This is a genomic window from Mumia sp. Pv4-285 (assembly GCF_041320275.1).
GTDB classification, from domain to species: Bacteria; Actinomycetota; Actinomycetes; order Propionibacteriales; family Nocardioidaceae; genus Mumia; species Mumia qirimensis.
Map to the genome: position 1 here is coordinate 303,755 of NZ_CP162023.1, position 25,467 is coordinate 329,221.

General features: G+C 71.7%; 20 protein-coding genes. 13 read left to right on the forward strand and 7 right to left on the reverse strand.

Features of this window, described 5'->3' with window-relative positions:
- Positions 1 to 83: 83 nt before the first annotated feature.
- From AB3M34_RS01380 to AB3M34_RS01390, 3 genes are read left to right on the forward strand one after another with little or no spacing between them, the layout of a single operon-like run.
- Complete coding sequence (locus tag AB3M34_RS01380; RefSeq protein WP_370617287.1) at positions 84 to 2,147, forward strand: prolyl oligopeptidase family serine peptidase; 2,064 nt, start codon at positions 84 to 86, stop codon at positions 2,145 to 2,147.
- 37 nt (positions 2,148 to 2,184) lie between these two features.
- Positions 2,185 to 4,194: an MDR family MFS transporter gene (locus tag AB3M34_RS01385; RefSeq protein ID WP_370617288.1), complete on the forward strand. Its 2,010-nt coding sequence runs from the start codon at positions 2,185 to 2,187 to the stop codon at positions 4,192 to 4,194.
- 32 nt (positions 4,195 to 4,226) lie between these two features.
- Positions 4,227 to 5,681: an FG-GAP repeat domain-containing protein gene (locus AB3M34_RS01390; RefSeq protein ID WP_370617289.1), complete on the forward strand. Its 1,455-nt coding sequence runs from the start codon at positions 4,227 to 4,229 to the stop codon at positions 5,679 to 5,681.
- Positions 5,682 to 5,686: 5 nt separating this feature from the next.
- Here AB3M34_RS01390 and AB3M34_RS01395 read toward each other — a convergent pair whose 3' ends face one another.
- From AB3M34_RS01395 to AB3M34_RS01405, 3 genes are read right to left on the reverse strand one after another with little or no spacing between them, the layout of a single operon-like run.
- Positions 5,687 to 6,229, reverse strand: coding sequence for a putative immunity protein (locus AB3M34_RS01395; RefSeq protein ID WP_370617290.1), 543 nt, complete (start codon positions 6,227 to 6,229; stop codon positions 5,687 to 5,689).
- 26 nt (positions 6,230 to 6,255) lie between these two features.
- The gene (locus tag AB3M34_RS01400) at positions 6,256 to 7,083 is read right to left on the reverse strand and encodes an ABC transporter permease (protein WP_370617291.1); all 828 of its coding nucleotides are present in this window, start codon (positions 7,081 to 7,083) and stop codon (positions 6,256 to 6,258) included.
- On the reverse strand, positions 7,080 to 8,021 hold the full coding sequence (locus AB3M34_RS01405; protein WP_370617292.1) for an ATP-binding cassette domain-containing protein: 942 nt from the start codon (positions 8,019 to 8,021) through the stop codon (positions 7,080 to 7,082). Before AB3M34_RS01405 ends, AB3M34_RS01400 begins: the two co-directional genes overlap by 4 nt.
- A gap of 80 nt (positions 8,022 to 8,101) precedes the next feature.
- Here AB3M34_RS01405 and AB3M34_RS01410 point away from each other — a divergent pair, with 80 nt between their 5' ends.
- A complete protein-coding gene (locus tag AB3M34_RS01410) occupies positions 8,102 to 8,881 on the forward strand; it encodes a TetR/AcrR family transcriptional regulator (RefSeq protein WP_370617293.1) in 780 nt (259 codons plus the stop codon).
- Here AB3M34_RS01410 and AB3M34_RS01415 read toward each other — a convergent pair.
- The 3 genes from AB3M34_RS01415 to AB3M34_RS01425 all read right to left on the reverse strand — a co-directional run bounded on the left by AB3M34_RS01415 (position 8,871) and on the right by AB3M34_RS01425 (position 13,083).
- Positions 8,871 to 9,254 (reverse strand): VOC family protein, encoded by a 384-nt coding sequence (locus tag AB3M34_RS01415; RefSeq protein ID WP_370617294.1) that lies wholly within the window; start codon positions 9,252 to 9,254, stop codon positions 8,871 to 8,873. The genes AB3M34_RS01410 and AB3M34_RS01415 overlap by 11 nt on opposite strands.
- A gap of 114 nt (positions 9,255 to 9,368) precedes the next feature.
- On the reverse strand, positions 9,369 to 11,546 hold the full coding sequence (helR, locus tag AB3M34_RS01420; protein WP_370617295.1) for an RNA polymerase recycling motor ATPase HelR: 2,178 nt from the start codon (positions 11,544 to 11,546) through the stop codon (positions 9,369 to 9,371).
- A gap of 121 nt (positions 11,547 to 11,667) precedes the next feature.
- Positions 11,668 to 13,083, reverse strand: coding sequence for a glutamate decarboxylase (locus AB3M34_RS01425; RefSeq protein WP_370617296.1), 1,416 nt, complete (start codon positions 13,081 to 13,083; stop codon positions 11,668 to 11,670).
- A 183-nt stretch (positions 13,084 to 13,266) separates the two neighbouring features.
- Here AB3M34_RS01425 and AB3M34_RS01430 point away from each other — a divergent pair, with 183 nt between their 5' ends.
- From AB3M34_RS01430 to AB3M34_RS01460, 7 genes are all read left to right on the forward strand, one after another.
- Positions 13,267 to 14,568 carry an aspartate kinase gene (locus AB3M34_RS01430; RefSeq protein WP_370617297.1) on the forward strand — a complete coding sequence of 434 codons (1,302 nt, stop codon included), beginning with the start codon at positions 13,267 to 13,269 and terminating at the stop codon, positions 14,566 to 14,568.
- Between the two features lie 16 nt (positions 14,569 to 14,584).
- Positions 14,585 to 15,622, forward strand: a complete 1,038-nt coding sequence (locus tag AB3M34_RS01435) for an aspartate-semialdehyde dehydrogenase (RefSeq protein WP_370617298.1) — start codon at positions 14,585 to 14,587, stop codon at positions 15,620 to 15,622.
- A 41-nt stretch (positions 15,623 to 15,663) separates the two neighbouring features.
- On the forward strand, positions 15,664 to 16,218 hold the full coding sequence (locus AB3M34_RS01440; protein WP_370617299.1) for a GNAT family N-acetyltransferase: 555 nt from the start codon (positions 15,664 to 15,666) through the stop codon (positions 16,216 to 16,218).
- Positions 16,215 to 16,772 (forward strand): DUF1707 SHOCT-like domain-containing protein, encoded by a 558-nt coding sequence (locus AB3M34_RS01445; RefSeq protein WP_370617300.1) that lies wholly within the window; start codon positions 16,215 to 16,217, stop codon positions 16,770 to 16,772. Before AB3M34_RS01440 ends, AB3M34_RS01445 begins: the two co-directional genes overlap by 4 nt.
- A gap of 114 nt (positions 16,773 to 16,886) precedes the next feature.
- Positions 16,887 to 17,603: a hypothetical protein gene (locus AB3M34_RS01450; protein WP_370617301.1), complete on the forward strand. Its 717-nt coding sequence runs from the start codon at positions 16,887 to 16,889 to the stop codon at positions 17,601 to 17,603.
- Between the two features lie 125 nt (positions 17,604 to 17,728).
- Positions 17,729 to 19,741, forward strand: coding sequence for a sensor histidine kinase (locus AB3M34_RS01455; RefSeq protein WP_370617302.1), 2,013 nt, complete (start codon positions 17,729 to 17,731; stop codon positions 19,739 to 19,741).
- Positions 19,738 to 20,400, forward strand: coding sequence for a response regulator (locus AB3M34_RS01460; RefSeq protein ID WP_370617303.1), 663 nt, complete (start codon positions 19,738 to 19,740; stop codon positions 20,398 to 20,400). Before AB3M34_RS01455 ends, AB3M34_RS01460 begins: the two co-directional genes overlap by 4 nt.
- Positions 20,401 to 20,412: 12 nt before the next feature.
- On the opposite strand, the gene AB3M34_RS01465 is transcribed toward AB3M34_RS01460, so the two are convergent.
- Complete coding sequence (locus AB3M34_RS01465; RefSeq protein WP_370617304.1) at positions 20,413 to 21,198, reverse strand: glycerophosphodiester phosphodiesterase; 786 nt, start codon at positions 21,196 to 21,198, stop codon at positions 20,413 to 20,415.
- Between the two features lie 154 nt (positions 21,199 to 21,352).
- On the opposite strand from AB3M34_RS01465, the gene dinB reads away from it, so the two are divergent.
- Complete coding sequence (gene dinB, locus AB3M34_RS01470) at positions 21,353 to 22,543, forward strand: DNA polymerase IV (protein WP_370617305.1); 1,191 nt, start codon at positions 21,353 to 21,355, stop codon at positions 22,541 to 22,543.
- An 89-nt stretch (positions 22,544 to 22,632) separates the two neighbouring features.
- Positions 22,633 to 25,371 (forward strand): helix-turn-helix transcriptional regulator, encoded by a 2,739-nt coding sequence (locus tag AB3M34_RS01475; protein WP_370617306.1) that lies wholly within the window; start codon positions 22,633 to 22,635, stop codon positions 25,369 to 25,371.
- Positions 25,372 to 25,467 lie beyond the last annotated feature (96 nt).

Below are 25,467 nucleotides of genomic sequence, written 5' to 3' on the forward strand. Positions count from 1 at the left end.
CACCGCCGTCCGAGGTCGCCGTGGCGTTTCGCGGAGCGCAGACGCGTACGCGCCGCGCTGGGGCGTACGCCTAGGCTCGACGTATGACGCACACCGACCCGTACCAGTGGCTCGAGGACGTGGACGGCGATGCCGCGCTGGACTGGGTCCGCGCCCGCAACGCCGAGACCGCCGGGGCCCTCGAGGCGAGCGACGCGTTCCGCGCGACGGAGAAGCAGATCCTCGAGGTCCTCGACTCCGACGCCAAGATCCCGCCGATCGGCAAGGCCGGTGACTGGTACTACAACTTCTGGCGCGACGCGCAGCACGTCCGTGGCGTCTGGCGCCGTACGACCCTCACGTCGTACCGCACGGACTCGCCCGACTGGGACGTCCTCCTCGACGTCGACGCGCTCGCCGAGAGCGAGGACGAGAACTGGGTCTGGCACGGTGCGAAGGTGCTGCGGACCGGCCCGCTCGCGTACCAGCGGGCGCTCGTCTCCCTCTCCCGCGGCGGGGCGGACGCCGACGTCACCCGAGAGTACGACCTGGAGTCGCGCACCTGGGTCGAGGACGGGTTCGTCCGCCCGGAGGCCAAGGGCGACGTCAGCTGGATCGACGGCGACACGGCGTTCGTGGAGACCGACACCGGCCCGGGCTCGATGACCGAGTCCGGCTACCCCCGTATCGCCCGCCGGTGGCGCCGCGGCGAGCCGCTGGCCGAGTCCGAGATCGTCTTCGAGGGCGCCCACGAGGACCTGTCGATCGGTGCCTTCCACGACCGTACGCCGGGGTTCGAGCGCGACTGGGTCGTGCGGGCGACGTCGTTCTACACGTCGGAGCGCTACCTGCTCGCGGACGGCGCTGACGGCAACGTCGCACTCACGAAGATCGACGTCCCGGACTCGTCCGAGGCGAGCGTCAAGGGCGACCAGCTCCTCGTCGAGCTGCGCGAGGACTGGACGGTGGGCGGCCGCACGTACGCGGCGGGATCGCTCCTCGCGCAGTCCTTCACCCGGTTTCTCGACGGTGGTCGCGACTTCACCGTCCTCTACGAGCCGACGGGCAACAGCGCGCTGGCCGGCTACGCGTTCACGGCGCACCGCCTGGTCCTCGAGCTGATGACGGACGTCCGATCGCGGCTGGAGGTCCTGACGCTCCCGACCGAGCCGGACGGCCGCTGGGAGCGCATCGCCGCGCACCACGTGCCCGACCTCGGCACGCTCCAGGTCGCCCCCGTCGACGCCGACGAGGACGACGCGGTGTGGCTCTACACGACCGACTACCTGTCACCGACGACACTCTCGCTGCTCGATCTCGGACCGCGCGGCGTCAACGCACGGCCGGTGCCGCTGAAGTCGATGCCGTCCTTCTTCGACGCCGACGGCCTGGTCGTCGAGCAGCACTTCGCCGCATCGACCGACGGCACCCGCGTCCCCTACTTCGTGGTGCGCCCGCACGACCTCGCGTACGACGGCACGGCGCCGACTCTGCTGTACGGCTACGGCGGGTTCGAGATCTCGCTGACCCCGTCGTACTCCGGCGGGCTCGGGCGGGCCTGGCTCGAGCAGGGTGGCGTGTACGTCGTCGCGAACATCCGCGGCGGCGGCGAGTACGGCCCCACGTGGCACCAGGCGGCGCTGCGCGACCAGCGGCACCGGGCGTACGAGGACTTCGCGGCGGTCGCGCGAGACCTCGCTGAGCGACGCATCACCTCGCCCGCGCACCTCGGCGCGATGGGCGGCTCCAACGGCGGGCTGCTCACCGGCAACATGCTGACCCAGTACCCCGAGCTCTTCGGCGCGATCGTCATCCAGGTCCCGCTGCTCGACATGCGGCGCTACCACCTGCTGCTGGCGGGTGCGTCGTGGATCGCGGAGTACGGCGACCCGGACTCCGACGACTGGGAGTTCCTCGCGACGTTCTCGCCGTACCACCTCTTCGACGCCGACCGGCCGTACCCGCCGGTGCTGTTCACGACGTCGACGCGCGACGACCGCGTGCATCCCGGGCACGCCCGCAAGATGGCGGCGCAGATGCTCGATGCGGGCAAGGACGTCACGTACTACGAGAACATCGAGGGCGGTCACGGCGGGGCGGCCAACAATGCGCAGGCCGCGCACATGGCGGCGCTCGCCTACCGGTTCCTCTGGGACCGCCTGTCCTAGTCGTGCGAGGCCGGTCGTCCTGGACGAGAATCCCCGCATGGCCGACCAGCAGCAGGAGACAGATCCCGAGGCGCTGCCGCAGAACAAGATCTGGTGGATCTTCGGCGGCCTGATGCTCGCGATGCTCCTCGCGGCGCTCGACCAGACGATCGTCGCGACGGCTCTGCCGACGATCGTGACCGACCTGGGTGGAGCCGAGCACCTGTCGTGGGTCGTCACCGCGTACATGCTCGCCTCGACGGTCACGACGATGCTGTGGGGCAAGTTCGGCGACCTGTTCGGCCGCAAGGGCGTCTTCGTCGTCTGCATCGTGATCTTCCTGGTCGGCTCCGCGCTGGCCGGCACGTCGCAGACGATGGGGCAGCTGATCGCGTGGCGGGCGATGCAGGGCGTCGGTGGCGGCGGCCTGATGGTGCTGGCGCAGGCGATCATCGGCGACGTGGTCTCGCCTCGCGACCGCGGGAAGTACCAGGGCGTCTTCGGCGCCGTGTTCGGTGTCGCGAGCGTCGCGGGCCCGCTGCTCGGCGGGTTGTTCGTCGACCACCTGTCGTGGCGGTGGGTCTTCTACATCAACCTGCCGATCGGAGTCGTCGCGCTCGTCGCCGTCGTGGCGGTGCTGCCCCGTACGCGTCCCGACCGCACCCCGAGCATCGACTACGCCGGCATCGTGCTCCTCGGCACGGTCGCGACGGCGATCGTGCTGGTCACGAGCCTCGGGGGCACGACCTGGGACTGGAACTCCGTGCCGGTGTACGGCTCGATCGCGATCGGCATCGCTGCGCTGATCGGGTTCGTCGTCGCCGAGCGGCGCGCGGAGGAGCCGGTGCTGCCGTTGCGGCTGTTCGCGAACCGCGTGTTCACCATGTCGTCCGTGGTCGGCTTCGTGGTCGGCTTCGCGATGTTCGGGGCGATCACGTTCCTCCCGCTGTACCTCCAGCAGATCAAGGGCTCGTCCCCGACGGAGTCGGGCCTGGAGATGCTCCCGCTGATGCTCGGACTGCTGCTGACCTCGATCGGCAGCGGCCAGATCATCAGCCGGACGGGCCACTACAAGGCGTTCCCGATCGTCGGTACGGCGGTGATGGCGGTCGGCCTGTACCTGCTGTCACTGATGGATCGCGACACGTCGACCTGGGAGTCCTCGCTCAGCATGTTCGTCCTCGGTCTCGGGATCGGCATGGTGATGCAGGTCCTGGTGCTCGCCGTCCAGAACTCGGTCGACTACCGCGACCTCGGCACGGCGACGTCCGGTGCCACGTTCTTCCGGACGATCGGCAGCTCGGTCGGTGTCGCGGCGTTCGGCACCATCCTGACCAACGCTCTCACGCGCTCGCTGTCGGAGAGCCCGCCCGCCACCGCCGCCGGGCCGTGCGCCGGCGACGCGCTGAGCAAGTCGGCGGAGGCGCTGGCGCAGTGCCCACCGGAGGTGCAGGGCTGGTTCCTCGACGCGTACACCGATGCGATCGACCTCGTCTTCCTCTCCGCCGTCCCGATCGCGATCCTGGCGTTCGCGCTGACGTGGCTGATCCCCGAGGTGCGTCTGCAGAAGGCGGTCGGCAGCCAGAACGCCGGGCACGCCGCCGGCGAGACCTTTGCGCTCCCGTCCAGCCGAACGTCGCTCGAGGAGCTGCGGCTGCTGCTCTGGCGGCGGGTGGGGCGTCAGGACCCGCTGCGCGTGTACGAGGCGCTGGCCGCCGACCTCGACCTCCAGCTCGCGCCGGAGGAGTGCTGGATGGTCACGCGCGCCTCGTTGAAGGGACCGCGGTCGGTCGCCACCATGGCCGAGCGCTCCGGGAGCACGCCGGAGGCCGTACGCCGCGTGGCGGACTCGCTGGCGGCGCGTGGCCTGGTCGACGTCGACGGCGACACCGTGACCGCGACCTCCGACGGTGACGCGGCGGCCGAGGCCCTGCGCGCCAACGAGCGGGCGCGCCTGCAGCACTACATCGACGAGTGGGGCACGGAGCCGGAGATCGAGGCCCTGGTCGAGCAGCTGACCGAGCAGCTCCTCACCGACGAGCCGACCGGGGCCGCCCCGTCGAGGTAGTACGGTGAATCGTCGGGGACGGAGGTGGACCCATGGGTCTGGATGCGCGCTATCCCGCCGTCCGCGGTGTCGCGCCCGACGAGACGTTCCCGGTCTACTCCGAGGACGGGGTGGTCCTCGACCGGACCACCGGGATGAACGTCACGTGCTTCCTGCCGATGCGCCCGGGAGCGCCCGCCTGCTTTCGTACGCCGCCCTGGCCCCCGTTCACGGAGAACCACCGGTTCGCGCTCGCGTCCGACGTCTTCGTGCTGCACCAGGACCATCCGATCCCGCACGGCATCGCGATGGACCGCAGCCGGTTCGTCCTGGCGGACCTCGGTGCCGACCAGGGGTGGCGTACGGACGGTCGGCTGCGCGTCGTCGCTGACGTGACCGGCGACGGGTGCGGCGACATCGTGGCTTTCGGTGACGACGGCGTGTGGGTCGCCCGCGGGGACGGCGCGGGGGGCTTCGCGCCGCCGACGCGGGTCCTGGAGGACTTCGGGCGCGATGCCGGCGGCTGGGATCTGGCGGCGCACCCCCGGTTCGTCGTCGACGTGACGGGGAACCGCTGCGCCGACATCGTGGGGTTCGGTGACGACGGCGTGTGGGTCGCGCTGGCCGACGGCACGGGCGGATTCGAGTCTCCGCACTTGGTCCTCGCCGACTTCGGCCGCGTCGGTGGAGGCTGGGACAGCACCCGCCACCTCCGTGTCCTCGCCGACCTGACCGGCGACGGGTGTGCCGACATCGTGGGGTTCGGTCAGGACTCGGTGTGGGTGGCGCTGGCGGACGGCGCCGGTGGGTTCGGTCCGACCCGGCTCGGTGTGCCGGGCGGGTTCGCGTTCGACGACGGCTGGCGCACCGACGTCCATGTGCGCGCCCTCGCGGACCTGACCGGAGACGGCCGACCGGACATCGTAGGGTTCGGCGACGACGGGGTCTGGGTCGCATCGAACGACGGCTCGGGGCACTTCGGCGAGCGGCGGTTCGTGCTGGCCGAGTACGGCGTCAACCAGGGCTGGAGCGTTGCCACGCGACCGCGTCTCGTCGCCGACGTGAGCGGCGACGGTCGAGCGGACCTGGTCGGGTTCCGTGAGGACGGCGTGCTGATCGCTCCCGGCGACGGCTCGGGTGGCTTCGGCAGTCCCACGCTCGTGCTGCCCTTCTTCGGCAGCGCGACCGTCCCGGTGGCGTGGGACCCGGTCCGCCATCCCCGGCTCGCCGCGGACCTGACCGGCAGCGGCGGCGCGGATCTCCTGGGGTTCGCCGAGGACGGCGCCTGGGCGCTCGTGCTCGGCACCGACGGGCCGCTGGGGCCACAGCTCGTGGTCCACGACTTCGGCGCCGAGCAGGCCTGGCGGCCCGAGGTCCATCTCCGGGTGGCCGCCGACCTCACCGGAGACGGGCGGGCCGACATCGTGGGCTTCGGCGACGCCGGGGTGTGGGTGTCACGCAACCTTGGCGAGGGTCCTCGACCGCCGATCGTCCTCAGCCCCGCGTGAGCTGCCTATCCGCCGGCTCGACGCAGGGCGCTGTCGAGGGTGCGCATGAGCTCGGCGACGCGCCCCCGCCCCGCCGGAGCCGCCGGGTACCGCGAGAGCACGTCGATGAGCGCGGGTGTGGCGCGCTGTCGCGCCGCCTCGAGCGAGGCGGCCGCGGCGCCCGCGTCGCCTGCTGCCTCCAGCTCGGCGACGCGCGCCGCGCACGCGGCCGCCCGGAGGATGTGCCCGACCTGCGTCGCCTTCGCGATCGGGTGCAGGTATGCCGCAGCCGCGGCGTCGCCCGATGCTCGCGCCGCGAGCTGGGCCGCCTCGGTCATGACGTCCTTGGCAGCGCGGTGGGCCTCCACGGCGGCGGTGCGCTGCAGGGCCGTACGGGGGGCTCCGTCGGCGAAGGCCCACGCGGCGTCGAGGGCCGCGCGAGGACGCGGGTCGGCCGGGTCTTCGGCCTCGAACACGGGCAACGACTGCTCAGCGCTCTGCGCTGCGAACCGCGCGACGGTGCGCAGCTCGTCCATCGTCAGCGCGAAGTCCCCGGGTGCCTGCTCCATCGACCCGATCATCCCACCGCAGGGCCTCAGGCCGTACGGCGCCGGAACAGCCGCGCGGAGGCCACCGCCGAGACGACGAGGATGAGTGCGCACCAGCCCAGTGCCCACCAGGCCTGGGTGCCGACCACCTGATCGGTCGTGCCCGACCCCATCCACAGGCTGCGCAGCGTCTCGATGACCGGCGTCATCGGCTGGTGCTCCGCGAACCCGCGCAGCGCCGTCGGCAGGGTGTCGGCGGGGACGAACGCCGTGCTGACGTAGGGCAGGAACGCCAGCACCATCGTGAACGCGTTCGCCGCGTCCTTGGACCGCGCGAGCAGGCCGACGGTCGCCGCGAGCCAGGAGATCGCCAGCACGAACAGCGCGAGGAGGCCGATCGCCGCAACCCACTCGGCCACCCCTGCGTCGGGCCGCCACCCGATGAGCAGGGCCACGCCGATGACGAGCGCGGTCGCGATCGCGTTGCGGGCGACACTGGCGACGACGTGGCCGACGACCACCGACCCGGCCGCGATCGGCATCGACCGGAAGCGGTCGACGATGCCGTTCGTCATGTCGTCAGCGACCGCCACCGCCGTCGTCCCCGCGCCGAAACCCGCGCACAGCAGGATGATCCCGGGCACGACGTAGTCGACGTACGCTCCGCCGGTCGACATCGCTCCGCCGAACACGTAGACGAAGAGCAGCATCAGCGCCACGGGCAGGGCGAGCGCAGTGAAGAACGCCTCGGGGTCGCGCGCCGAGCGGATCAGGCCGCGGCGGATCATCACGCGCGAGTCGAGGACCACGTCGTTGAGACGGCTCGCGGCGAGTCGGCTCGCGGTGACGGGGGTCGTGGTCGTGGCGCTGCTCATCGGAGGGCCTCCTGGGTCGGCGCGGTGAGGGTGAGGAAGACGTCGTCGAGGCTGGGCGCGTGCATGCCGACGCGGCGAGGCGACGCGTCCGCGGCGGCGAGCGTGTCGAGCAGGGTGCGCAGGCTGTCGGGCGCACTGTCGGTGGGGACGTCGACCGTGAGGAGAACGGGATCCGCAGTGACTCCGGGCGTACGCACCGCGGCGAGTGCGGCCTCGTACCCGGCCGCGTCGCCGTAGGTCAGGCGGACGACGTCGCCGGCGACCTGCGTCTTGAGCTCCTCCGGGCTCCCCTCGGCGACGATGCGGCCGCCGTCGAGGACGGAGATCCGGTCGGCGAGCTGGTCGGCCTCCTCGAGGTACTGCGTGGTCAGCAGCACGGTGACCCCGGTGCCGGCGAGCTCGCGCACCGTCGCCCAGACCTGGTCGCGACTGCGGGGATCCAGGCCGGTGGTCGGCTCGTCGAGGAACAGCAGCGTCGGCGGCACGACCATGCTCATCGCGAGGTCGAGGCGGCGTCGCTGGCCCCCGGAGTACGTCCCGGCGCGCCGGTCGGCGATCGCGGCCAGGTCGAACCGCGCGATCAGCTCGTCGGTGCGGGCGGCGCTCTCGACTCGGGACAGCCGCCGGAGCCGGGCGACCATCGACAGGTTCTCGCGGGTCGTCAGCATCTCGTCGACGGCGGCGTACTGGCCGGTGAGGCTGATCTGCCCGCGTACGGCTCGGGCCTCGCGGGCGACGTCGTGGCCCGCCACGCGTGCCGAGCCGCCGTCGTACCCGATGAGGGTCGCCAGGATGCGCACGAGGGTGGTCTTGCCGGCGCCGTTGGCGCCGAGGAGGCCGTGCACGCTGCCGGTCTCGATCGCGAGGTCGACGCCACGGAGGACCTTGGTGGACCCGTAGCTCTTGGTGAGGCCGGCGACCTCTACTGTGTATGCCATACGCTAAACCGTATACGGCATACGCAGAGCCGGTCAAGGCCCTATCGTGGCTCCCACCGGACCAGGGACGAGGAGGTGCGATGGCCGACGGCGAGATGCAGCTTCCGGACGAGCTCGCGCTGCTGTGGGGACGCAGGAGCGGCAGTCGCCGCGGCCCGCGTCCCGAGCTCGATGCGAGCGCCATCGTCGCCGCCGCGGTCGAGATCGCCGACTCCGAAGGCCTCGACGCGCTGTCGATGGCGCGGGTCGCCAAGCAGCTCGGCTTCTCCACGATGGCGCTCTACCGTCACGTCGCCAACAAGGACGAGCTCCTCTCCCTGATGTGGAACGAGAGCGCCTCCGTCGCCCACGTGGTCGAGATCAGCGGGGACAGCTGGCGTACCCGCATGCGCTCGTGGGCTGCCCTCCAGCAGGAGATGCTCGCCTCGCACCCGTGGCTCGCCCAGATGCCGATGAGCAACCCTCCGATGGGGCCGAGCGCGTTCGCCTGGATCGAGCGGGGGCTCGACGCGCTCGCCGACACCCCGCTGCGTGACGACGAGAAGCTGCAGGCGATCGGCGCGATCAGCGCATACTCCCTCGCCGAGGCACGGATGGCGCACGAGGAGGCCACGGCAGCGACGCGACGTCGCGCGGAGGGCAAACCGGTCGTCGCGTTCGAGAACATGATCGGGGTCCTCGCAGACCCGGCGGTCTACCCGAACCTCGCCCGCCTCGCCGCCGGCATGCCGGCGATGCCGGCGGTCGACGAGCCGGGCTACGACGAGCTGGGGCAGGCCGCCTTCGACTTCGGGCTGGACCTCCTCCTGGACGGGATCGCCGCGCTGATCGCTCGGGCCGAGGGGCGGACTACCCCGTGACGGCGTGGATGCACAGGACGTTGCCCTCGGTGTCCTCGAACCAGGCCGCCTGCTCGCCCTCGAACGACGCCACGTGGTTCTCGGTCGTGATCTGCGGTGTGTCGTAGTCGGCGAACGTGACGCCCGCATCCTCGAGCGCACTCACCTCCGCCGCGACGTCGGGAACCTCGAAGCTGATCGTCGTCCGCCCCGTCGGTGTGCCGTCCGGGTCGGGCAGGAGCGCGAGGGCGTGGCCGTCCCCGGCGTCGAAGGCGTACCCACCGTCGAGCGTGTCCCCCTTGCCCTTCAGGCCCAGCGTGTCCTCGTAGAACCGTCTCGCGCGAGCGACGTCGCGGACGGGGACCATGGCCGTGTACGCAGTGCTGGTGAGCATCGGTGCCTCCTCGGGCCGTCGTGATGCGCGGCCCGAGCCGCACCCTCAGCCTGCGCCCGCCCGTACGACGAGTCCAGCCGATTGCGGTCCACCTCCGGACGTCTCACGCCGACGTCACGCTGTCGTGAGGACGACGAGCCGCCGGGTCGCGCGGGTCATCGCGACGTAGCGGTCGACAGCTCCCTCGACACCGTCGCCGAACGTGTCGGGGTCGATGAGGACGACGAGGTCGAACTCGAGCCCCTTCGTCAGCTCGGGGGTCAGCCAGCGGACGCGGGACGTCGGCACGGTGGGCTCGAGGTCGCCGGTACGGACGACGCACGCCGTGCCCTCGGAGTGCTCGGCGAGCCAGTCCTCGAGGACCGCGTCGAGGCCGGAGACCGGCCCGTGCTCGACGGGGACGCCGCTCCGGCGGATGGAGGTCGGCACGTTGGCTTCCGGGAACACGGCCCGGATCACCTCCGCCGCCTCGACCATCACCTCCTCCGGCGTCCGGTAGTTGATCGTCAACGGCGCGAGGTCGATCCGGTCGAACCCGACCCGCTCCAGCCGGTCATGCCACGACTCGGTGAAGCCGTGCCGCGCCTGGGCCCGGTCGCCGACGATCGTGAAGCTGCGCGACGGGCAGCGGAGCAGCAGCATCTGCCACTCCGCGTCGGTCAGCTCCTGCGCCTCGTCCACGACGACGTGGGCGAAGGGGCCGGCGAGCAGGTCCGGGTCGACGGTGGGCAGCGCGGCGTCGTCCACCAGCGCGTCCTCGAAGTCCTCCACGCGCAGCATCGACACCAGGCTCTCGCCGTCGGGGTCGGCCGACATGATGTCGGGGACGGAACGGACGAGGTCGTCGACCACGTCGGCCATGCGCGCTCGCTCGGCGGCGACGGTGGCCGCGTGCCGGCGCTTGCGGCGCGCTGTCTCCGGGTCACCGAGCCGGTGCCGCGCCGCGTCCAGGAGCGGCAGGTCGGAGGCGGTCCACGCGTCGGGCACGTCGCGCTGCAGGAGTCGCACGTCGTCGGGTTCGAGCCACGGAGCGCATATCCGCAGGTAGGCAGGCACCGTCCACAGGTCGCCGACCAGGTCGGTCGCCTCGATCAGCGGCCACGCGCGGGCGAACGCGTCGACCAGTCCCGCGTTCTGCAGGAGCGACCGGCGGACCATCTCCGGTGACGCGCCCCCCTCGTCGTCGGTCTCGTGCTTGTCGACCAGGATCGACAGCAGCTCCTCCCACACCTCGTCGCGTGCCTCGTTGTGCGGTGTCCCGGGATCCGGCGACCCGAACGCCTCAGCCCAGTCCGACGCGCTGAGCCAGACGTCGGACCAGTGCGTCTCGACCGTCATTCCCTCGCTGGGCGGCTCCTCGTACAGCCTCACCGCCGGCTCGATCGCCTTCACCATTCCCGCGGTCGCCTTCAGGCGGGCGACCTCGGGATCCGGCTCGGGCCTCGCGGTGGCGCCCTCGGGAAGGAGGTCGCGCAGCGTGCAGGTCTGCACACCCTCCTCTCCGAGGCTGGGGAGGACGTCGCCGACGTAGGACAGGTACGGCTGGTGAGGACCGACGAACAGCACCCCGCCCTTGCGGTGCCCGAGGCGAGGGTCGGAGTAGAGCAGGTACGCGGTGCGGTGGAGCGCGACGACCGTCTTGCCGGTGCCTGGCCCTCCGTCGACGACCAGAGCGCCGCGCGACCCGGCCCGGATGATCGCGTCCTGGTCGGACTGGATCGTCCCGAGCACGTCACGCATCCGAGGAGACCGGGCGCTCGCGAGACTCGCGATGAATGCCGACTGGTCGTCCAGGGCGGCCGTCTCCGAGAAGCCGTCCGGGGTGAACACCTCGTCCCAGTAGTCGGTGACGCGGCCTCGGGTCCAGCGGTACCGGCGCCGGCTCGCCAGGCCCATCGGGTTGGCGTGGGTCGCCCCGAAGAACGGCTCCGCCGCGGGTGACCGCCAGTCGATCAGAAGCCGGCGGCCGTCGCTGTCCGTGAGGCCGAGCCGCCCGACGTACACGACGTCACCGTCCTCGAGGACCATGCGACCGAGACAGAGGTCGAGGCCGAAGCGACGCAGGACGCGCAGCCGAGCCGTCAGCCGGTGCACCTCCAGGTCCCGGTCCATCGCGGCCTGGCCCTTGCCGCCGGGCTCCTTGAGCGTGGCGTCGAGACGTTCTGTGAGCTCGGCGATCGAGGCCTCGAGACTGGCCCCGATCGCCGCGAGGTGGCGCTCGTCGTCGCTGATCAGTGCGGGGTCGGACTTGGGTGCGAGATCGTCGGGAAGGTCGAAGGCGCTGAGAGTCACGAGGACGATTGTGCGACGCGACACGGGCCTTGCCACAAGCCCCGGGGTGCGCTATACGTTGGGAGTGGAAGGGGTCCTCGACCCCTTCCTTCTCTATGTCTCCCCTGCGTGCCTCACTGCCTCAGTGGTGGAACGTCGGGTGCTGCCCCGTGGTGGGCATGGGGGCGTTCAGCCCGTCGAGATACTCCACCTCGGTCCGGATGTCGTCGAGCAGCTGGGCAGCCAGCGAATGGCTCAGCCCGTTGCGCACGACGATGCGCTGCACCGTGACGTCGACGAGGTCGGCCGGCATCGGGTACGCCGGGACGAGCCATCCCTTCATCCGCAGCCGGTCGGACAGGTGGTAGAGGTTCCAGTTCTCGGTGTGGCCGTCCTTGAGCCGCCACGCGAAGACGGGGATGTCGCTCCCGTCGTTCCACAGGTCGAAGGCGTCGAACTTCGCGATCTCCGACGAGAGGTACTGCGCGACGTCCGAGCACGTCTGCTGGACGGCGCGGTAGCCCTCCCACCCGAGCCGCAGGAACAGGTAGTACTGAAGGAGCACCTGTGCGCCGGGCCGGGAGAAGTTGATCGCCAGCGTCGGCATGTCGCCGCCCAGGTAGCTCACCCGGAAGACGAGGTCCTCCGGCAGCGCGTCGGTGTCGCGCCAGACGATCCACCCGACACCCGGGTAGACCAGGCCGTACTTGTGCCCCGACGTGTTGATCGACGCCACGCGGTCGACCCGGAAGTCCCACGCGAGGTCCGGCTGGACGAACGGCGCGATCATCGCCCCGGACGCCCCGTCGACGTGGATGGGGACGTCGAGGCCGGTGTCCTCCTGGATCTTGTCGAGCGCGGCGGCGATCTCCGTGACCGGCTCGTAGGCGCCGGTGTAGGTGACGCCCATGATCACGACGACGCCGATCGTGTTCTCGTCGACGTACTTGTCGAGCTCGTGCCCGTCGAGGCAGCGGTGGTCGTCGCTGATCGGGACGTAGCGTGCCTCGACGTCGAAGTAGTTGCAGAACTTCTCCCAGCACACCTGCACGGCGCTCGACATCACGAGGTTGGGACGGTCGCTCGACTTCCCCGCCTCCGTGCGGGCGTGCCGCCATCGGCGCTTGAGCGCGAGTCCGCCGAGCATGCACGCCTCCGACGACCCGATCGTCGAGGTCCCTATCGTGTGCAGCGGGTCCGGCGCGTGCCAGAGGTCGGCGAGCATCGTCCAGCAGCGGGTCTCCACCGCCGCGGTCGCGGGGTACTCGTCCTTGTCGACCATGTTCTTGTCCGCCGCCTCCAGATAGAGGCGTCCTGCGTGGTCGTCCATCCAGGTGCCGACGAAGGTCGCGAGGTTCAGGCGGGCGTTCCCGTCGAGCATCGCGTCGTCGTGGACGATCTGGTAGGCGGTCTCGGGCAGGAGCGAGTACTCCGGCATCTTGAAACGCGGGACGGAGGTCGCCTCTCCTTCGCGGGCGAAGATGGGGTTGACGCTCACGTCACGGGCTGCAGCGTGGTCTCGGTCGTACGCCGCGTGCTCTTCGGGCCGTAGGGGCATGGCGATTCCCTCTCGCTGGAGTGCAGCGCGGGGCCGCGCGGCAGTCGAAACACATCGTGGCGCTCCGCCCCGTCGCCCGCACCCCGAGACGACCCGGGCTGCCGTGGGGTGCGCCGTTAGACTGTCCTGGGCGCGACGTGGCGTCCTGCCACAACCATCGCAACACACATCCGAGGTACGTTCGTGGGCATTGTCGTGCAGAAGTACGGCGGCTCGTCGGTGTCCGACGCCGCCAGCATCAAGCGCGTCGCGCAGCGCATCGTCGCCACCAAGAAGGCCGGCCACGACGTCGTCGTGGTCGTCTCCGCCATGGGCGACACGACGGACGAGCTCCTCGACCTCGCCCACGACGTGTCGCCGCTGCCCGACGGGCGCGAGCTCGACATGCTGCTGACGGCCGGTGAGCGCATCTCCATGGCCCTGCTCGCGATGGCGATCGGCAACCTCGGCCAGCAGGCCCAGTCGTTCACGGGTTCGCAGGCCGGGGTGATCACCGACTCCGAGCACGGCAAGGCCAAGATCATCGACGTCTCCCCGGGCCGCATCACGAAGGCGGTCGGCGAGGGCGCGGTGGCGATCGTCGCCGGCTTCCAGGGCGTCTCCCAGGACAGCAAGGACATCACCACGCTCGGACGCGGCGGCTCCGACACGACCGCCGTCGCTCTCGCTGCCGCCCTCGAGGCCGACGTCTGCGAGATCTACACCGACGTCGACGGCATCTTCACCGCCGACCCCCGGATCGTCCCGACCGCCCGCCGCATCCCGGTCATCTCGTACGAGGAGACGCTGGAGATGGCGGCCAACGGCGCCAAGATCCTGCACCTGCGCTGCGTCGAGTACGCGCGCCGCAACAACATGCCGATCCACGTCCGCTCCTCGTTCTCCTCCAAGGTGGGGACGTGGGTCGTGAGCGCGGAGCGGATGTCCGAAATCTTGAACGAAGGCGATGGGGAGGCCCCCGTGATGGAGCAAGCGATCATCTCTGGCGTTGCGCACGACCGCAGCGAAGCCAAGATCACCGTGGTCGGGGTCCCCGACAAGGTCGGTGAGGCCGCCCGCATCTTCGAGACGCTGGCAGATGCGCAGATCAACCTGGACATGATCGTCCAGAACGTGTCGGCCGCCGCGACCGGTCTCACCGACATCTCGTTCACGCTCCCGCGCGCGGACGGGCAGACCGCCATGACGACGCTGGCGCGCCTCAAGGACGAGGTCGGCTACGCCCAGCTCCAGTACGACGACGGGGTCGGCAAGATCTCGCTCGTCGGTGCCGGCATGCGGACGAACCCCGGCATCTCCGCGAAGTTCTTCAAGGCGATCGCCGACGCCGGGGTCAACATCGAGATGATCTCGACCTCCGAGATCAGAATCTCGGTTGTCGTCAACGAGCAGCAGATCGATGATGCGGTGAGTGCCGCGCACCGCGCGTTCGACCTGGACTCGGACGAGGTCGAGGCCGTCGTCTACGGCGGCTCCGGCCGCTGACAAGGAGCACAGAACCATGGCCAACGGGCTGAAGATCGGCGTCGTCGGAGCGACCGGGCAGGTCGGCGGCGTCATGCGCACGCTGCTCCAGGAGCGCGCGTTCCCGATCGACGAGATCCGCTTCTTCGCCTCCGAGCGCTCGGCCGGCAAGACGCTCTCGTACGCCGGTCAGGACATCGTGATCGAGGATGCGGCGACGGCCGACCCGACCGGGCTCGACGTCGCGCTGTTCTCGGCCGGAGCGACGATGTCCCGCGTCCAGGCGACCCGGTTCGCCGAGGCCGGCGTGACGGTCATCGACAACTCGTCGGCCTGGCGCAAGGACCCCGAGGTCCCGCTGGTCGTGTCGGAGGTCAACCCCGAGGCGATCGATCAGGCCGTCAAGGGCATCATCGCCAACCCCAACTGCACCACGATGGCAGCGATGCCGGTCCTCAAGCCGCTGCACGACGCCGCCGGTCTCGTCCGGCTCGTCGCGAGCACCTACCAGGCGGTCTCCGGCTCCGGTCTCGGCGGCGTCGAGGAGCTGGCGACCCAGGTCGAGAAGGCCGTCGCCGGCGCTCGCGCGCTCACGTACGACGGGTCGGCGGTGGACTTCCCGGAGCCCCAGAAGTATGTCGCACCGATCGCGTTCGACGTCATCCCGCTCGCGGGCTCGATCGTGGACGACGGCACCGAGGAGACCGACGAGGAGCAGAAGCTCCGCAACGAGTCGCGCAAGATCCTCGGCATCCCCGACCTCCGGGTCGCCGGCACCTGCGTGCGGGTGCCCGTCTTCACCGGTCACTCGCTGTCGCTGAACGTCGAGTTCGCCGAGGCGATCACGCCCGATCGTGCACGGGCCCTGCTCGCCGAGGCGCCGGGCGTGCAGCTCGTCGACGTGCCGACCCCGCTCCAGGCCGCCGGCGCGGACCCCAGCCTCGTCGGCCGGATCCGCCAGGACGCCAGCATCGACGGAGACCGCGGGATCGTGCTGTTCATCAGCAACGACAACCTCCGCAAGGGAGCGGCGCTCAACACCATCCAGATCGCCGAGCTCATCGCTGCTCGATGACAGAGCGCTGCTCGGTGACGGGGGTGCCCGATGCTGACGCGGTGAGCGCCGCAGCCCCGGTCGTACGCCGTCGGGTCGCCGACGACGTCCCGGCGCTCGTCGACGTCCTCGCGCTCGTCCACGAGCGTGACCGCTACCCGATCATGCGCACGAACGTGAGGGCGGGGTGGCTGACCGCACCCGACGGCCCCGCGTGGACCGTGGAGCTCGACGGCGTCGTCGTCGGGCAGGCCGCCCTTCAGGTCGGAGCCGACCCCGTCTCGGCCGCCGCCCTGGGCGTCGACCCAGCGGAGGCGCTGACGTTGTCACGGTTCTTCGTGTCGCCCGCTGCCCGGGGGACGGGAGCCGCCGGCGCGCTCCTGGACACCGTCGAGTCGTACGCCGCCCGCACCGAGCGCGCCCTCGCGCTCGAGGCGGTCGCCCACAGCGTGGCGGCACGGGCGTTGTACGCGGCGCGCGGGTGGACGCCGCTCGGATCGTACGAGGTGCGGTGGTTCGGCGACGACGGCCCGGCGTTCGACGCGTACCGGTTCGTGCTCCCCGCCCGCCAGCGCGGGCTGCAGCGGTCCGACGATGTGCAACGATCGGACGCGTGAGCGAGATCCTTCCCACCGGCGACCCGTGGGGTCGCTTCACGCGCGACCCGCGCGATCCCGAGGTGTCCGGCTTACGCGCCGGTGATGCCGACCGCGCCGTGCTCGCCGACGTGCTCGGCGAGGCGTTCGCGGACGGCAGGTTGAGCCGCGAGGAGTACGACGAGCGGGCCGAGAGTGCCGAGCGCCTGCGGACCTTCGGCGACATGCTCCCACTGATGGACGACCTCGTGCCGGCGACCGGTGCGGCGGCGCCGCCGGTGCGTCGCAGCGGCCCCGACCTCGAGCGCGAGGCGGTGAAGGCGTACGAGCGCAAACGACGCGACGCGTGGGTCGAGTCGATCACGATCACGCTGATCTGCACCGGGATCTGGCTGGCGATCAGCTTCGCGGGTGGCTGGAACCCTCACTTCCCGTGGCCGATCATCGTCGCCGTTATCGCGTTCGCCGACGCGATCGAGAAGTCGGCCAGCCGCGACAAGTACGTCGCCAAGGAGCGCGCGAAGCTCGAGCGCAAGGTCCGCCGGCAGCAGCGCAAGGAGCTTCCCGGCTCCTGATGCCCGGGCCACCGCCCGCGGAACGTCCCGGCAGGTCGGGACACCGAGCCCTGGGACCCGGGACGCCGGGACCGCGACAGTGCTCTGGTCAACAACGACCAGAAAGGCACAGTCATGAAGGATCCGACGTCCATGGGCGAGGTCTTCCTCGCCGACCCTCCGGGGACCACGCAGTCCGCAACCCCGGTCCGTACGCGCGCCTGGGCCGTCAGCGGCATCGCCGCCGCCGCCCTCGGGCTGGTGACGATCGTGGTGTCGATGGGCCTGTGGGACCCCGATCTCGACTACTCGGACCCCACGGCGATCGCCAACCGGCTCGCTGACGCCAAGGGTCAGCTGATCGTCATGCACGTCGCGATGCTCACCGGCATGGTGGGCCTCGTCGTCTTCGGGCTCGGTCTGGTGCGGCGGCTCAACGCCGCGCTGCCGTCCGGGAGCCTGCTCGGCGGCGTCGCCGCGGCCGGCATCGGGCTGACGGCCGTCGCGAACCTGCTGGGCTCGGGACTCGACACGGAGTTCCTGTTCGCCGCCGACGTCGTCGAGAAGGACGTTCCGGAGACCATCGCCTTCTACAACCACTGGATCGCGACGATCCCGTGGCTGTGGGTCGGCGCGGGCCTCGCCGGTGTGGCGATCGCCGTCGCGGCGTTCAAGCACGGCGCTGCGCCGCGCTGGATCGGCATCGTCGGTGCGACGCTCGGCGGTCTCACCCTGCTCGTCGGCATCTCGCCGCTGCAGTACATGGCTGGCTTCGTCGGACCTCTCTGGCTGCTCGTCACGGCGATCGGCTTCACCGTCGGCGACAGGGCGTACCGGAACGCCGCGGCATGACGCGACCGGCAGGGAGGAGCGGGATCCTGGCCGCCGGATCGGGGGAACCGGCCGGCCAGGTGGCGGGAACGAGCCCGTGGAAAGCACCAACGGGGGCGGGCTCGTTCCCCTATCGTCGGAGGATCATGGACGATCCTGCGGCGCCCGCCAGCTCCCTGTCGGACACCGTTCCGGTCCCTGCCCAAGGGTCCCCGCGCGCAGCACGCGCGGTGGCCCTCGTGGCCTGGGTGCTCGGCCTCGGCGCGTCGTTGATCTACCTGATGACGACGCCGTCGATCGGCCCGGACGCGCTCTTCCTTTTCGTCGACGCCAGCGTGGCGCTCGTGTACGGCACCGTGGCCGCTGCGCTCCTGGCGCGGCGGCGCCATCCCGTCGCGTGGCTGCTGGCGGTGGCCGCTGTCGGCGGCGGGATGGCGGCGTTCGGAGGGGCGTACCGAGGTGCCGTGGCCGTCTGGGGGTGGCCGTCGCTGACCTGGGTCGAGTCGTGGTTCAGCTGGGCGTGGGTGCCCGGCACCCTGGCGCTTTTCGTCGTCGTCCCGTGGCTGCTGCGCGACCGCGCGCTCGGGCCGTGGTCGCGCACCGGTCTCGCGCTCGGCGTGGTCACGACGCTGGCGCTCACCGGGCAGCGGCTCCTCTTCCCGATGTCCGACCCACGGGGTCTCCTCGCTGTCACGATCGTCCTCGGGCTCCTCACGGCGGCGGCGGTCGCCTGGCGCGCGCGCCACGAGCCGGCCGAGCGGGACCGGGTGGCCCTGGGGTGGCTCACGCTCGGCGTGACCGCGATGTCGCTCTCGTTCGTGCCGCTCCTCTGGTACGCGATCCCGCCGTGGACGATGGCCGTGACGCACCTCGTCTGCCAGGTGCTCTTCTCCGGCGCGATCCTCGTCGTGGTCCTCCGTCAGCAGCTGTGGGGCATCGACATCGCGGTGAGCCGGGCGCTCGTCGCCGCCATCCTCGTCGTCCTCCTCGTCGGCGCGTACGTCCTCGCGGTGCTCGGTGTGCAGCAGGCCGTGGGCGACGAGCAGGCGAGCCAGGTCGCGGCCGCGGTGGTCGTCGTCCTCGCCGCGCCGTTCCTGCGCCAGTGGGCGGGCAGCCGTGTCGGTGCGCTCGTGTACGGCGACGCGCTGCAACCGCACCGTGCGATGACCCGGATCGGTGCGGGGTTCGCCTCCGACGACGAGCGCGAGCTGCTGGACGTGCTCGTCGCGCAGGTCGCGAGCTCGCTGCGGCTGCAGTCGGTCGCGCTGCGGGTGGGTGACGTCGACGTGGCGTCGTACGGCGTGCCGTCCTCCAACGCCCTCGACCTGCCGGTCGTGCACCGTGGTCAGGAGACCGGTCGGCTCGTCGTGACCGTGCCGCCCGGCGAGTGGCTCGGCACGCGCACCGTGAAGGCCATCGAGGACCTCGGCGACCTGCTGGCGGCCGGTCTCGCCCTGACCCTCGCGCTCCGCGACGCCGATGCGGCCCGCGAGCGCCTGACGACGGCACGGCTCCAGGAGCGCAAGGTCATCCGCCGCGAGCTCCACGACGGGCTGGGCCCTTGGCTCGCGGGGCTGCGCCTCGGCATCCAGGGCGTACGCAACGCGCTGCGGACCGATCCCGACCTCGCCGAGTCGCTGCTCGTCAGCCTGTCGAGCGAGCTCGATCAACGCATCGAGGACGTCCGCGTCCTCTCCCACAGCCTCCTCCCGCCGGCCATCGAGCAGCTCGGGCTCGGTCCGGCGCTCCAGGAGATGGCCGCGCGGTGGCGTCAGAACGGCATGGGCGTCACGCTGCGCTGCGGCTCGCTGCCGCGCCTCGGGATGCCCGTCGCGTCTGCGGCGTACGCGATCGCGAGCGAGTCGGTGACCAACGCCGCCAAGCACAGCGGTGCCGACGCCTGCACGATCGTGGTGAGCGCCGACGAACGCGCCCTCCGGGTGGTGTGCACCGACGACGGCCGCGGCATCGCACGCCAGGCACGCGAAGGCGTCGGCCTCCGGGCCATGATGGAGCGCGCGAGCGAGCTCGGTGGTCAGGTCGTGGTGTCCGCGCACGGCGTCCGCGGGACCCGCGTGGAGGCGTCGCTGCCGCTCGTCCCCCGTGCCGAGGAGCCGCTGCCGCCGCAGCGGGCCGAAGCGCCCGAAGGAGTCTCGTGACCGATCCGATCCGTGTGGTCGTCGTCGACGACCACCCCGTGTTCCGGCTGGGGATCGCCGGGCTCCTCAGCTCGCTCGACGGCATCGAGCTCGTCGGCCAGGCGGAAGGGCCCGACCAGGCGAGGGCGCAGATCGACGGATCCGTCGACGTCGTCCTCATGGACCTCGACCTCGCCGGGGAGTCCGGTGTGGTCCTCACCCGCGAGCTCGTCGCCGCGCACCCGGGCCTCAAGGTGCTGGTCGTGACGATGCACGAGGACGACGTGTCGGTGCTGGCCGCGATGCGGGCCGGAGCGCGTGGCTACCTGCTCAAGTCGTCGGCACCGGACCGGTTGGAGCGGGCGATCCGCGGTGTGGCCGTCGGTGACCTCGTCGTCGGTCACGGTGTCGCGGACCGCGCGCTCTCGTACGTCGCGTCACCCCCGTCGGGGGGCTCCGCGAGCGGGCCGCGTCCGTTCCCCGAGCTCACCGACCGCGAGCTGGAGGTGCTCGACCTGGTGGCACGCGGCATGGGCAACGCGGCGATCGCCCGGACGCTCTCGCTCAGTGAGAAGACGGTCCGTAACCACGTCTCGAACCTCCTGACGAAACTTGGCGTGCGAGACCGCGCCGGAGCCGTAGCCACAGCACGGGACGCTGGCCTCGGTGCCGGGGTGTGAGCCCGACGGCGCTCATCGGACGCTCGTCTTCCGGCTCGTGCTGCGCAGGAGGTCGAGCGCACGCTGCGGCCGGTCGGTGATGATGCCCTCGACGCCGGCGTCAGCCGCGCGCAGGATCGCCGCGCGCGCGTTCGCCGTCCAGACGTAGGTCTCGAGGCCCGCGAGCTGCGCACGGCGCACGTAGCTGGAGCTCACCGTCCCGTACCAGGGGTTCACCGCTGACGCCCAGGCCTCGAGGACGGGCTGGCGCGGAGCGTGGTGCACCAGGAGGCCCCGCGGGACTTCCGGGAGGAGTCGACCGAACGTCCGCAGGGACGCTGCGTCGAAGCTCTGGACGGTGACGGCGACGCCGGGCGAGAAGCACGACAGGACGTCCGCGACCGCGGGGACCAGGTCGGGCTGGGTCTCCGGGTGCTTGATCTCCAGGAGCAGCCCGACACCGGTCGCGCGGAGGGCGTCGAGCACCTGCTCCAGCGTCGGCACGGGTTCGCCGGCGAAGGTGTCGCCGCGCCAGGAGCCGGCGTCGAGCTGACGGATCTCTGCGTAGGTGAAGGTGGACACGGGGTCATCGGCGCGGTGCGGGAACCGCCGCGCGATGTCGGTCGTGCGCGCGAGCGTCGCGTCGTGGAGCACGACGGGGACCCCGTCGCGCGTGGACTGGACGTCGACCTCGACCGCATCGACGCCGATCATGACCGCTGCTCGGACAGCGGCGAGCGTGTTCTCCGGCGCGACGTCGTTCGCGCCCCGGTGCGCGACGACTCGTGGTCGGCGCATCGTGGTGATCTGCTCGTTCATGCTTCGAGCGTCGCCAGAGGTGGTGGAGCAGGGGCGAGGCGCGGGTGGACGGGAGGTGAATGCTGCCTGAGATCTGGCCAAGAGTGGCGGCGGAGTATGCGAACATGTGTTCGATGGACGACCGAGCGAAAGACCGCCTGAACGACGCGGCGCGATGAACGGCGAGGCGACGATCCTGCACGCCGACCTCGACTCGTTCTTCGCGTCGGTCGAGCAGCGCGACGATCCCGCCTTGCGGGGCCGTCCGGTCCTGGTCGGGGGCGGGGTGGTGGTCGCCGCGAGCTACGAGGCCAAGGCCTACGGGGTGCGGACCCCCATGGGCATCGTCGAGGCCAAGTCGCTGTGCCCGGGCGCGGTCGTCGCGTCACCCCGGTTCGACGCGTACTCGGCGGCGAGCAAGGCCGTCTTCGAGGTCTTTCGCGACACCACGCCGCTGGTCGACCCGGTGTCGATCGACGAGGCTTTCCTCGAGGTCGGCGGGCTCGCCCGTCTCGTCGGGTCGCCGGAGTCGATCGCGGCCGGGTTGCGGCAGCGTGTGCGCGACGAGGTGGGGCTGCCGATCACGGTCGGGATCGCCCGGACGAAGTTCCTCGCCAAGGTCGCGAGCGCGTTCGCGAAGCCGGACGGCCTCCTCGTGGTGCCGGTCGAGGGCGAGCGCGCCTTCCTGCACCCGCTCCCCGTCGAGCGGATGTGGGGCGTGGGCGTCAAGACCGCCACCAAGCTGCGCGCGCGAGGCGTCGAACGCATCGGCGACCTCGCCGCCGTCCCGCCGCACGCGCTCGCCTCGTACGTCGGCCGCGCCGCCGCGTACCACCTCCACGCGCTGGCCAACGGGCGCGACCCGCGCCCCGTGGTCACCGGGACTCGTCGGCGCTCCGTGGGGGCTCAGCGGGCGCTGGGCCGCCGCCCGAAGACGATGTCCGAGATCGACTCCGCGCTCGCCGGCCTCGTCGACCGGGTGGCACGGCGGATGCGCAAGGCGGAGCGCGAGGGCCGTACGATCACGCTGCGGCTGCGCTTCGACGACTTCGAGCGCGCCACCCGGTCCCACACGCTCCCGCGGCCGACCGCACGCACGGAGCGCCTGCTCCTCGTCGCTCGCTCGCTCCTCGACGTCGCCGAGCCGATGATCGCCGAGCGCGGGTGCACGCTGGTCGGCGTCAGCGTCAGCGGGTTCGACCCGCAGGCGGGCGTGCAGCTCGAGCTGCCGTTCGGCGAGCCCGACACCGCGACCCTCGACCTCGCGCTGGACGACGTGCGCGAGCGGTTCGGCTCGGCGGCGGTCCTGCGGGGTTCGCTGGTCACCCGCGGCGAGGGCTTCGCGATGCCTACCCTCCCCGACTGACCGCGAGCCACTCTGTGCGTGTTCGCGTACGCACGCACAGCCGCGGACGCCTCACCCCGGGCGCCGATACCCTGGCCCGAGGAGGTTCCATGCTGATCGGGCGGGACGAGGAGCTCGGGATCCTTGCGGCCACGGTCGCGCACGCCCGAGCCGGGCGTTCACGCGTCGCCGTCGTCTCGGGAGCACCGGGCAGCGGCAAGTCGGCACTCCTCGACGCAGCGTCCGAGACGCTCGCCCCCGAGGCCACGGTGCTGCGCGCGGCGGGACACGTCGCCGAGTCGGACCTGCCGTACGCCGGCCTGCACCAGCTCCTTGCGCCGTACGAGTCGACCCTCGCCGCCCATCCCGATCCTCGCGCCCACGCGTTGGCCGGCGCCGTCGCGTTCAGCCTCGGCGACCCGACCGACCGCCTTCCCGTGGCGAGCTCGCTCGTGTGGTTCCTCTCGGAGCTGGCCACCGCGGGTCTCGTCGCGGTCGCGGTCGACGACGTGCAGTGGCTCGATGCGTCGACACGCCAGGCCCTCGTGTTCGCGGCGAGGCGCCTGGACGCCGATCCGGTCGTCTTCTGGTTCGTCACTCGAGCGCCGGTCAGCGAGGAGCTGCGGGGGATCGGTACGACCACCGTCCTCATGCCGCTCTCCCGCGAGGAGTCGCGGGAGCTGCTCCGGCTGCGCCACCCGGGGATGAGCGCCGTCGTCGCGGAGCGGATCGCCGTCGAGGCGGGTGGTCTGCCGCTCGCCCTCGCGGAGGCCCCGCTCGACCTGCGGGACGAGCAACGACGCGGGCGCGAGCCGCTCCCGGCCCGGCTCCGCATCGGTCCGTCCCTGGAGTCGTTGTACGCCCCACGCATCGAGGCGCTGTCGCAGTCGAGCCGGTTCGCGGTGCTGCTCGTCGCGCTCGACGACCTCGACGGTGCCACCACGAATCGTGCGTTGTCCGCGGCCGGGCTCACCTCCGTCGACCTCGATCCGGCCGAGAGGCTCGGACTCGTGACGCCTCGTGACGGCAGCTGGGTGCCGGTCCACCCGACACTGGGCGCGGCGGTCAAGGCCGCTGCGACCGTCGGCGACCTCGAACGCGCTCACAGCATCCTGGCGACCTGCTTCCGCGACGATCCCGTACGCCACGCCGCCCACCTCCGGCATGTCGGCCAGGTGGGTGACGCCAGCATCGTGGCCGCTCTCGTGGCTGCTGCCGAGCAGGCGACACGTCAAGGTGCGCCCGCGGAGGCGGCACTCGCCTGGGAGTCCGCGGCGGCCCATGAACCCTCCGCGGCCGAGCGCAGCAGGCTGGTGGCGCTCGCGGCGCAGGCGTACATGCAAGCCCGCGCGGCCGGGCCCGCGACACGCCTGCTGCGAACCCTTGTCGCCAGCGCTCCGCACGAGCTGGACCGGGCCCGGTGGGCGACGCTCCTGGTGATGGCCGCGCTCTGGTCGCAGGACGAGCCCCCGGTCGAGTCGGACCACTTCGCCCGCCTCGGACTCGACCTCGTACGACGGGGAGGCGAGCCCGCGGCCGTCGGACTCGACCTCGTGATCTCGCTGGTCTCCCACGGGATGGCATGGGGCGACGTCGCCCGCGCCACGGCGTACGCCGACCCCCTTCGTACGCTCGTCCCGGAGGAGCAGTTCCCCGTCGAGCAGCGCGCTCTCCTCGACGTCCTCGACCTGATGACCGGCGCCGAGGGCGCAGGTGAGTTCTTGCGTGGCGACTGGCTCGGCTCGGTCGACGGCGCCCGGTCGGACCCCACGCTTGCGCTCGGCTTCGCCGGGCTGGGACTGGCGCACCTCGGCGACCTCGACGGCTGCGTGGAGGTTGCCCGGCGGTGCGAGGAGCTGGCTCGGGTCACCGGCGGCCAGAGCGCCGCACGGTTGTCGACCAACGCGATCACGATGATCGTGTGGGAGCGGCGCGGTGAGTGGTCGCGCGCGGTGCTCGAGCTGTCTGCGGCGGGGCAGGCGGCGCGGGACCACGACTTCACCGGGCCCTACGCGCACATCCTGCTCCGGCACGCCTACATCCGGGCCTGTCAGGGTCTCGCTGACGAGTGTCAGGCGCTGCTGGCGCGCGGGGCGGAGGTGACCGAGCGTCAGAGCCCGGCGCTCGCGCACAGCGAGGCCTGTGTCCGCGGCATGCTGCTGCTGTCGACCGCGGACTTCTCCGCCGCGGCCACGGTCCTCGAGCAGGCCGCCGCGCTCGAGCGGGCGACCGGCGGCGAGAACCTCGCCTACACCTCGCGGTTCGTCAACCAGTTCGAGGCCTACTGGCACTGTGGCCGTGAGGGCGAGCTGCTCGGCGAGCTGGACGAGTACGAGAGGCGGGCCACGCGCGATCAGCATGGTCTGTCGCTCGCGTGGGCGGCGCGATGTCGTGCGCTGCTCGCCGGCCCGGCCGACGTCGACGCCGGCTTCGAGGAGGCGGTCCGCCTCCACGACGAGGCGACGTACGGGTTCGAGCGTGCCCGCGCGCAGCTCAGCTGGGGCCTGCGGCTGCGCAGGCTCCGGCGCAAGGCGGACGCCCGGGTGCAGCTCGACGCTGCGCTCGCCGAGTTCGTACGGCTCGGTGCTGACGCGTGGGAGGCGCGCGCCCGCTCGGAGCTGGCGGCCTGCGGGTCGCGGCGCGCGAACGTCGTCGATGCGGCGTCCCCGCTCGCAGCGCTCACCCCACGCGAGTTCGAGGTGGCGCGCGAGGTCGTCGCCGGCATGTCGAACGCGGACGCCGCGGAGCGCCTCGTGATCTCGCAGCGGACCGTCGAGTACCACCTCGCGAGCGTCTTCCGGAAGCTCGGGATCCGGGAGCGGACGGCGCTGAGCACCTTTTTCGACTGAGCGGTCCTCGCCACGGACGCTCACCCTGGTGGTCACCACGGATGTAGCGCGCGCTGCTCGATCGTGAGACTGCGAAGGTCATGACCGCAGCCGTTC